General features: G+C 66.1%; 7 protein-coding genes. 4 read left to right on the top strand and 3 right to left on the bottom strand.

Annotated elements, in window-relative coordinates; all coding sequences use genetic code 11:
• Together B3446_RS26760 and B3446_RS26765 are read left to right on the top strand one after the other, a co-directional pair.
• Window positions 1–187, top strand: a 187-nt coding sequence (locus B3446_RS26760) for a DUF3325 domain-containing protein (protein ID WP_291387029.1), incomplete at its 5' end; no start/stop codon positions are given.
• 86 nt (window positions 188–273) lie between these two features.
• Window positions 274–1629 carry a tryptophan--tRNA ligase gene (locus tag B3446_RS26765; RefSeq protein ID WP_291387031.1) on the top strand — a complete coding sequence of 452 codons (1356 nt, stop codon included), beginning with the start codon at window positions 274–276 and terminating at the stop codon, window positions 1627–1629.
• A 57-nt stretch (window positions 1630–1686) separates the two neighbouring features.
• Here the strand turns inward: B3446_RS26765 and B3446_RS26770 are convergent, their stop codons facing one another.
• Together B3446_RS26770 and tex are read right to left on the bottom strand one after the other, a co-directional pair.
• Window positions 1687–2193: a hypothetical protein gene (locus tag B3446_RS26770; RefSeq protein ID WP_291387033.1), complete on the bottom strand. Its 507-nt coding sequence runs from the start codon at window positions 2191–2193 to the stop codon at window positions 1687–1689.
• A gap of 350 nt (window positions 2194–2543) precedes the next feature.
• Window positions 2544–4919, bottom strand: coding sequence for an RNA-binding transcriptional accessory protein Tex (gene tex, locus B3446_RS26775; RefSeq protein ID WP_291387035.1), 2376 nt, complete (start codon window positions 4917–4919; stop codon window positions 2544–2546).
• Window positions 4920–5093: 174 nt separating this feature from the next.
• Between tex and B3446_RS26780 the strand changes: the two genes are divergently transcribed.
• Complete coding sequence (locus tag B3446_RS26780) at window positions 5094–7184, top strand: ATP-dependent DNA helicase (protein WP_291387037.1); 2091 nt, start codon at window positions 5094–5096, stop codon at window positions 7182–7184.
• A gap of 80 nt (window positions 7185–7264) precedes the next feature.
• Here the strand turns inward: B3446_RS26780 and B3446_RS26785 are convergent, their stop codons facing one another.
• Window positions 7265–8053 (bottom strand): outer membrane protein assembly factor BamD, encoded by a 789-nt coding sequence (locus B3446_RS26785; protein ID WP_175123345.1) that lies wholly within the window; start codon window positions 8051–8053, stop codon window positions 7265–7267.
• Window positions 8054–8160: 107 nt separating this feature from the next.
• Here B3446_RS26785 and B3446_RS26790 point away from each other — a divergent pair.
• On the top strand, window positions 8161–9120 hold a 960-nt coding region (locus B3446_RS26790; RefSeq protein ID WP_291387039.1), incomplete at its 3' end, for an RluA family pseudouridine synthase.

A 9120-nucleotide genomic window follows, 5' to 3' on the forward strand; every position in this document is an offset into this window, starting at 1 on the left:
GTCGTTGGCGCTGTCGCTATGGGCGTCGGCGGCGGTCTGGGGCTGGAGTTACGGCACGGTCGAATGGATCGGCATCCTCAGCATCGCCGGTCTGCTGCTGATCTGGTTCCTGACCTTCCGGCCGCGCGCCGCGCTGACCGCGGGCGGCCTGTGCGCGCTAGCGGCGCCGGTGCTGGCGGTGCTGTAAGCGCGGGGCCTCGAGTCTTTCCGGGGCGGGGCCGGGCTGCGGCACGTTACACTCAGGGCTTCCCCTAGCAACCGCCTTCTCGCCTCATGAACACCCGCGTCCTTACCGGCATCACCACGACTGGAACTCCCCATCTCGGCAACTACGCGGGCGCGATCCGTCCGGCGGTGCAGGCCAGCACGCAGCCCGGCGTGGACGCATTCTTCTTTCTGGCGGACTACCACGCGCTGATCAAATGCGACGACCCGGCGCGCGTGGCGCGCTCGCGCCTTGAGATCGCCGCGACGTGGCTGGCGGTGGGCCTGGACCCCGAGCGCGTGACGTTCTACCGCCAGTCGGACATCCCCGAGATCCCCGAACTGAGCTGGCTGCTGACCTGCGTGACCGCCAAGGGCTTGATGAACCGGGCGCATGCCTACAAGGCCTCGGTGGACCAGAACGTGGCCAAGAACGTGGATCCGGACGACGGCATCACCATGGGGCTGTTCTCGTACCCGATCCTGATGGCCGCGGACATCGTCATGTTCAACGCCAACAAGGTGCCCGTGGGCCGCGACCAGATTCAGCATCTGGAAATGGCGCGCGACATCGCGCAGCGCTTCAATCATCTATATGGCCGCGAGTATTTCTCGCTGCCGGAGGTGGTCATCGAAGAAGATGTGGCGACGCTGCCCGGGCTGGACGGCCGCAAGATGTCCAAGAGCTACAACAACACGATTCCGCTTTTCGAAGGCGGCAAAAGCGCATTACGCGCCTCGGTGATGCGCATCGTGACTGACTCGCGCGAGCCGGGCGAACCCAAGGACGCCGAATCGTCCCATCTGTACACGCTGTACCGCGCGTTTGCCACGTCCGAGCAATCGGCGGCGTTCCGCCAGCAGCTCGAGGCCGGCATGGGCTGGGGCGATGCCAAGCAGGCGCTGTTCGAGCACCTGGAAAACCTGCTGGCCCCGATGCGCGAAAAGTACGTTGATCTGATGGCCAACCCGGGCCGCATCGAAGACATCCTGCAGGCGGGCGCCGCCAAGGCGCGCAAGCTTGCCGTGCCGTTCATGCAAGAACTGCGCGAGGCGGTCGGCCTGCGCACGCTGGGCGCCGCCGCCACGGCGGGCAAGAGCGCCCAGGGCAAGAAGGAAAAGTCCAAGGGAGCGCGATTCGTCAGCTTCCGCGACGAGGACGGCGGCTTCCGCTTCCGCCTGTTGGCCGCCGATGGCGAGGAACTGTTGCTGTCGCAGCGCTTCGCCGATCCCAAGGAAGCGGGCGCGCTGATGCGCCGCCTGCAGTCCGAACCCGCCGACAGCGTCCTGCAGGCCAATGCCCAGGGCTATGCGGTGGTGATCGACGGCGTGACGGTCGCAACCGCGCCCGACGGTGTGCAGGGCGAACCGGCTGCGGGCATCGCGCGCACGCGCGAAGCGCTGCTGTCGCTGGCGCAGGAATAGCCGGTAGCGGGTAGCGGATGGACAGAGACGGCGCGGGCAATCCGCGCCGTTTTGCATTCAGTTCAGGCGTGCGCTGGCGACGATGCGCCCGTCGCGAACCTGAAAGCGCTGCACGCGGCTTTGTCCCGCGATTTCAAGCTGATCGCCGTCCGAATAGCCCGTGACGTGGGGACAGTCCAGCCATTGCGGATTGATGAACGGAAAGTACTTCAGCGTGCCGCTGCCCTCGCTGGCGAAGTCGAACGTGGTGTTGGCCACCACTTCGGGATCCCATTGGCTGGCGTCGTAGGTGATCACGCAGCCGATGCCGATGCGGTAGACGATGCTGGCGCCCATGCTGGCAAATCCCAGCGCGCCCACATGCAGTTGCGCGCCATTGCGCAGTTCGATGACCCGGCTGCCCAGGCGTTCGAGTGTGACGTGCTTGAAGGTGAGGTCGGCGCGGTCGACGATCAGATGCGAATACTGACCCAACGTCACGTCGCCGTAGACGCCGCTTGCCGTGGCGTCCTTGTCGGTGATGGTTGCAGTTTCGTTTGCGGCGAGCGTAATGGTGCTGAGCATGGCGGAACGGATCTCCGAGCTATCAGGGGGCGCGCTCTTGTTCTGATGCTGCTCCCCGACAGACGCTTCGCGCAGTAGCTCGCCTGACCGTGGGTGTTTGTGCCGCCGGTGACCGCTGTTGTGAGCGGCAGCGCCACATCGGCTTTTATTATTTAGACACAATTGGATATTTTCACTTATTTCTCGGGTGCCGACTTGAGAGAGCGCAACGAAAGCGAGTGATTTAAGGGTAAGCCCCTAGGCTGCAGCGAGACGACCTGGATGCGACCTGAAGGGGCCGCCCAAAAGAAAATCCCGGCGCCTCGGACGCCGGGATTTCGGTAAAGCAGGGATCCCGAGGGATCAGCGGATCAGCGCTTCAACTTGGCAAACGCGTCGGCCATGGCGCTGTTCATCGACGCTGCTGCGCCGCCGCCTGCGTTACGGCCGCCATCGCCCTGACGGCGCGGGCGATCACCACCCTTGGGCGCATCGGCGCTTCGGCGGGCGGGCGCGGCGGTGTCGTTCAGGCGCATGGTGAGCGCCACGCGCTTGCGCGCGGCGTCCACTTCCAGCACCTTGACGCTGACCGTCTGGCCCACGCGGACCACGTCGCGCGGATCCTTCACGAACTTCTCGGCCAGCGCCGAGATGTGGACCAGGCCGTCCTGATGCACGCCGATGTCGACGAACGCGCCGAAGTTGGCCACGTTGGTCACCACGCCTTCCAGCACCATGCCCGGGTACAGGTCGTTCAACGTTTCCACGCCTTCCTTGAACTGCGCCGTCTTGAACTCGGGGCGCGGATCTCGGCCGGGCTTCTCGAGTTCGGCGAAGATGTCCTTGACGGTCGGCAGGCCGAAGCGTTCATCGGTGAAGTCCGATGGCGACACGCCCTTCAGGGCTTCGCGCTGGCCGATGATCTGCTTGACCTCGGCCTTGATCTTGGCCACGATGCGCTCGACCACCGGGTAGGCTTCGGGGTGGACCGACGAGGCGTCCAGCGGGTTGTCGCCATTGGGAATACGCAGGAAGCCGGCAGCCTGTTCAAAGGCCTTTTCGCCAAAGCGCGGAACCTTGCGCAGGATCTCGCGCGTGGGGAACGCGCCGTTTTCGTCGCGGAAAGAGACGATGTTCTTGGCCAGCAGCGAGTTCAGGCCGGACACGCGGGCCAGCAGCGCAGCCGACGCCGTGTTCACGTCCACGCCCACCGCGTTCACGCAGTCTTCGACCACGGCGTCCAGCGAGCGTGCCAGTTCGCGCTGGTTGACGTCGTGCTGGTACTGGCCCACGCCGATGGCCTTTGGATCGATCTTGACCAGTTCGGCCAGCGGGTCCTGCAGGCGGCGGGCAATGGACACGGCGCCGCGCAGTGTTACGTCGAGGTCGGGGAATTCCTGGGCGGCGATTTCGGAGGCCGAATACACCGACGCGCCCGCTTCGGAAACGACGACGCGGGTGACCTTCAGGTCGGGGAAGCGCTCCATCATGTCGCCGACGAGCTTTTCGCTTTCACGCGAAGCCGTGCCGTTGCCGATGGCGATCAGGTCCACGTTGTGGCGCGCCACCAGCGCGGCCAGCGTGTTGATCGTGCCTTCGCGGTCGCGGCGCGGCTCGAACGGGTACACGGTGGTGGTGTCGACAACCTTGCCGGTCTTGTCGATGACGGCGACCTTGCAGCCCGTGCGGATGCCGGGGTCCAGGCCGAGCACGGCCTTCGGACCGGCCGGCGCGGCCAGCAGCAGGTCTTTCAGGTTGGCGGCGAACACGCGAATGGCCTCGGCTTCGCCGCTTTCGCGCAGGCGGCCGATCAGCTCGCTTTCGAATGCGGTCAGGAGCTTGACGCGCCAGGTCCAGCGGCAGACTTCACCCAGCCAGCGCGCGCGCGGCGTGGCGTCCAGTGCGAACAGGCCGTTGCCGAGCTTCAGGAAGTTGGCGATGCGGGCCACGCACGGATGCGGCGTCTGGGCTTCGAGGTCGGCTTCCAGGCCAAGGCGCAGCTCGAGCACGCCTTGCTGGCGGCCGCGCAGCAGCGCCAGGATGCGGTGCGAGGGCAGAGTCCGCAGCGGCTCGTTGAAGTCGAACCAGTCGCGGAAGTTGGCGCCTTCGGTTTCCTTGCCCTCGATCATCTTGGAGTACACCAGTCCGGTGGACCACAGGTGCTCGCGCATGTCGGCCAGCAGGTCGGCGTTTTCGGCGTAGCGTTCGGCCAGGATGTCGCGCGCGCCATCGAGCGCCGCCTTGGCGTCGTTGATGGCGGCTTCGGGATTGAGGTACTGCGCGGCCAGCGCGGCGGGATCGCAAGCGGGATCGGCCAGGATGGCGTCGGCCAGCGGTTCGAGGCCGGCTTCGCGGGCAATTTGGGCGCGCGTGCGGCGCTTGGGTTTGTACGGCGCGTACAGGTCTTCCAGGCGCTGTTTGGTGTCGGCCGTGGCGATTTCCTGCTGCAGCTCGGGCGTCAGCTTGCCTTGCTGCGAAATGGATTCCAGGATGGCGCCGCGGCGTTCTTCGAGCTCGCGCAGGTAGCCCAGACGGACTTCCAGGTTGCGCAGCACAGTGTCGTCCAGGCCGCCAGTCGCTTCCTTGCGGTAGCGGGCGATGAAGGGCACGGTGGCGCCGTCATCCAGCAGTTCCACCGCCGCAGCGATCTGGGAGGCGCGGGCGCCCAACTCGGTGGCGAGCTGAGCGACGATGCGGGCGTTGTCGACGCCGGTGGCGACGTTCGTGATAGTGGAAGTTTCAGACATCTCTATACGACGGCAAAAAGGGAAAACGAGGGGCGGATTGTGCCATAAGCCGTTGTTACGGAACGTGGCCGAAGTGACTGATCCGTCCCTCTGCCAAGGGCGTTGCGGCAGGCCGCAAGCAGGAAAAGGGCGCGCCAGCGGGTATCATTTGGGGCCCTACATTAGGCTGCTGTAATGCTGGACCTGGACATATCCGAATTCTTTGACGAGGACGGGCCGCTGGCCACGGCCTTGCCCGGCTACAAGCCGCGTCCATCGCAGGTGGAACTGTCGCAGGCCATTGGCCAGGCCATCCAGGACCGCGCCACGCTCGTGGCCGAAGCCGGCACCGGCATCGGCAAGACCTGGGCCTATCTTGTACCCGCCTTCATCCAGGGCGGCAAGGTGCTCATTTCCACCGGCACGCGCACCCTGCAGGACCAGCTTTTCGCGCGCGATCTGCCGCGCGTGCGCGCCGCGCTGGCTGCGCCCGTCACGGCCGCGCTGCTCAAGGGGCGCGGCAATTACGTGTGCCACTATCACCTCGAACGCCTGCAGGGTGACGAGCGCGCGCTCAAGTCCCGCTCCGAAATCCAGCAGCTGCGCCAGATCCAGGTGTTCGCAGGCATCTCCAAAACGGGCGACCGCAGCGATCTCGCGCAGGTGCCCGAAGACGCCGACATCTGGCAACGCGTCACGTCCACCCGCGAGAACTGCCTGGGCCAGGAATGCCCGCGCATCCGCGATTGCTTTGTCGTCAAGGCGCGCCGCCAGGCGCAGGAAGCCGACGTCGTCGTCGTCAACCATGCGCTCTTCATGGCGGACCTGATGCTGCGCGAAGAGGGCGTCACGGACCTGCTGCCTGAAGCCGACACCGTCATCTTCGACGAAGCCCATCAGTTGCCGGACACCGCCACGCGCTTTCTGGGCAGCAGCGTGTCCACGCACCAGCTGATGGACTTCGGCCGCGCGCTGGAAGTCGCGGGTCTGGCGTATGCGCGCGAAGCTGCCAAATGGAGCGACGTCAGCCGTCACATCGAAACCGCCGCGCGCGAATTGCGGCTGGTCTGTGCGCCGCTGGACAAGATGCCGGGCCGCAAGGCCACGTTCGAGGCCATTCCCAACCCCGAGGAATTCGACGAAGCGCTGCTGTCGCTGCGCGAAGCCATCGACAGCGCCACCAAGGCGCTGGGCGCAGTCGCCGAAAAGCATCCGGATCTGCTCGCCGCCGCGCGCATGGGCGCGGAAATCTCGGTCAAGCTCAAGCGCTGGGCCACGCCCGGCCGCAGCGGCGGCGCGCACGACGACGAAGGCTGGGGCCGCGACGATCAGGCCCCCATGCAGAGCCCGCTGGGCGACGGTCCGTCCACGCCCGCGGCCTTGCTTGAAGGCGCCGCGCAGGCCGAACAATGGACCGGCCCGGCCGTGCGCTGGGTCGAGCACGGCCTGCATCACGTGCGGCTGCATTCGGCGCCGCTGTCCGTGGCGCAGGCGTTCTCCAAGTTCCGCAAGCCCGGCCAAGCCTGGATCATGACGTCGGCCACGCTGTCGATCAACGGCGAATTCACGCACTTCACCAGCCAGCTTGGCCTGGACACCGCCCGCACCGGCAAATGGGAGTCGCCGTTCGACTATCCCGAGCAGGCGTTGCTGTTCGTGCCGCGTGGCATGCCCGAACCCCAATCGCCGCAGTTCCTGGACCGCTTCGTGCAGACGCTGATGCCGCTGCTGGAGGCCAGCCCGGGCGGCACGCTGGTCCTCTGTACGACGCTGCGCGCCGTCGACAAGGTTGCCAACCTGCTGGCCGACGCCTTCGACGACGCGGGACACGACTGGCCGCTGCTCAAGCAGGGCGAGGGCACTCGCCGTGACCTGCTGGACCGCTTCTGCAAGCTCAAGCATCCGGTGCTGGTCGGTAGCGCCAGCTTCTGGGAAGGCATCGACCTGCCGGGCGACGTGCTGACGCTGGTGGCGATCGACAAGCTGCCGTTCGCGCCGCCCGACGATCCCGTCATCGAGGCCCGCCTGCGCGCCTGCCGGGCGCAGGGTGGTAATCCCTTTGCCGAATACCAGTTGCCCGAAGCCGCGATCTCGCTCAAGCAGGGCGCGGGCCGTCTGATCCGTACCGAATCCGATTGGGGCGTACTGATGGTGGGCGACGCGCGGCTGGTGGAAAAGCCGTACGGCAAGCGCCTGTGGCGCGGCCTGCCGCCGTTTGCGCGCACCCGCGAACTGGAAGAGGTGCTGGCGTTCTACCGCCGCAAACGCGGACCGGACGACGCATAACACCCGGCACCCTCCGTCGCACAGACGAAAAAAAGCCCTTCAGAAATCTGAAGGGCTTTTTGCTTCCCATGCAGGCGGAATCAGTTGAAGGGATTCCACCAGCTCCTGTCGGCCTTCAGGCCTTGGGTCCGGAACGCGCTGTTCGGGAAGTTCTTGTCGTAGACGCGCTGGGCATCGTTCTTCAGGTCGGTCATGTTCAGTTTGTCGTACGACTGAACCATCAGGTAGAGGGCCTCTTCGGTGGCGGGGGCGCCTTCGAAGTCGGTGATGACGGTCTGCGCGCGATTGGCGGCGGCCACGTAGGCGCCGCGCTCGTAGTAATAACGGGCGACGTGGACTTCGTTCATGGCGATGGTGTTGACCAGCCACGCCACGCGCTTTTCGGCGTCGACGCTGTACTTGCTTTCGGGGTAGCGCTTGATCAGCTCGGTGAAGGCGTCATAGGACGCGCGCAGACCCTTGGGATCGCGCTCGGCCGGATCCTGGCCGGTGATGTTGCTCATGAAGGCGCTGGCCGGCGTGAAGTTGACCAGGCCCTTCAGGTAGAGCGCGTAATCGGTGCCGGGGTGATTGGGATAAAGCTGCTGGAAGCGGTCGATGGCCGCGAGCGCCTGCTCGTTTTCGCCGTCTTTCCAGTTGACGTAGGCCAGTTCAAGCAGCGCCTGCTGCGCGTAGACGCCGAACGGATAGCGGCTTTCGATGGCGGTCAGGCGCTCGCGCGCTTCCTTCCAGCCGCCCGACGCCATTTCGGCCTTGGCGTCCGCGTAGAGTTGTTCTGCGCTCCAGTTGGTGGTCTTGTCGTATTTGCTGTCCGCCCCGCTGCAACCGGCGATGACGATGACGGCAAAAAGCGCGATGACCACGCGCAAAACCGACCCGCTGCGGGATGCGGGGTTCGAGGGAGCTGCAGGGTGGTGAATCACGAGAATCGTATCCTTGGTGTTAGCATGGCAGGCTGATTATATGATTTGTCTCCATGTCTGATACAGCCGCCCGCGCAGATCTTGTTTCCGACGATAGCGCCGACGAAAATCTCGACGAATCCGGCCGCGGGGAGCCGCAACTTGTAACCGTGCCGTCCGCCACGCGCGCCGACCGGCTCGACAAGATTCTGGCCGGCCTCCTGCCCGACCATTCCCGCAACCGCCTGCAAGGCTGGATCGAATCCGGCAACGTCCTGGTCAATGGGGCGCCAGGCAAGATCCGCCAGACGGTCGGCCCCGGCGACGAACTCACCATCTGGGCCCAACCCGCGCCCGACGCGCTGGCCTTCACGCCCGAACCCGTTGAGTTCGGCGTGGTCGCGGAAAGCCCTGACTGGATCGTCGTCAACAAGCCGGCGGGCCTGGTCACCCACCCCGGGGCCGGCAACTGGAGCGGCACGCTGCTCAACGGCCTGCTGCATCGCTACCCGGAGCTCGCGCAGGTCGCCCGCGCGGGCATCGTGCACCGCCTGGACAAGGACACCTCCGGTCTGATGGTCGTGGCGCGCAACGATATCGCCCAGACCCAACTCGTGCGCCAGCTTCAGGCGCGCAGCATGGGCCGCGAATACGTGGCCCTGGCGCACGGCTGGGTTGCCGCCGCGGGCAAGGTCGACCGCGCCATCGGCCGCGATCCGCGCGTGCCGGTGCGCATGAGCGTCGAACGGCCCGTCGCGCCCAAGCCGGCCATCACCAATTACGCGCCGGCCCGGCGCGGCTCGGTGGAACCCGGCGGCCGTGTCACCGAAGTGGTATGCCGCCTGGAAACGGGACGAACCCACCAGATCCGAGTGCACATGGCCAGCCTGGGGCATCCGCTGCTGGCCGACACCATCTACGGCGGCAAGAACATTGCCGGGGCAGAGCGCCAGATGCTGCACGCCCGTGCGCTGCATTTCGACGATCCGGGCGGCAAGGGCGACGTCCACTTCGACGCGCCGGTGCCTGCCGAC

It is taken from the genome of Achromobacter sp. UBA5777 (genome assembly GCF_002418565.1).
Taxonomy (GTDB): domain Bacteria; phylum Pseudomonadota; class Gammaproteobacteria; order Burkholderiales; family Burkholderiaceae_B; genus Achromobacter; species Achromobacter animicus.

Coding starts and splice junctions, on each gene's coding strand:
- B3446_RS26765 (WP_291387031.1), top strand. CDS start 274: ATGAACACCCGCGTCCTTACCGGCATCACCACGACTGGAACTCCCCAT.
- tex (WP_291387035.1), bottom strand. CDS start 4,919: ATGTCTGAAACTTCCACTATCACGAACGTCGCCACCGGCGTCGACAAC.
- B3446_RS26770 (WP_291387033.1), bottom strand. CDS start 2,193: ATGCTCAGCACCATTACGCTCGCCGCAAACGAAACTGCAACCATCACC.
- B3446_RS26780 (WP_291387037.1), top strand. CDS start 5,094: ATGCTGGACCTGGACATATCCGAATTCTTTGACGAGGACGGGCCGCTG.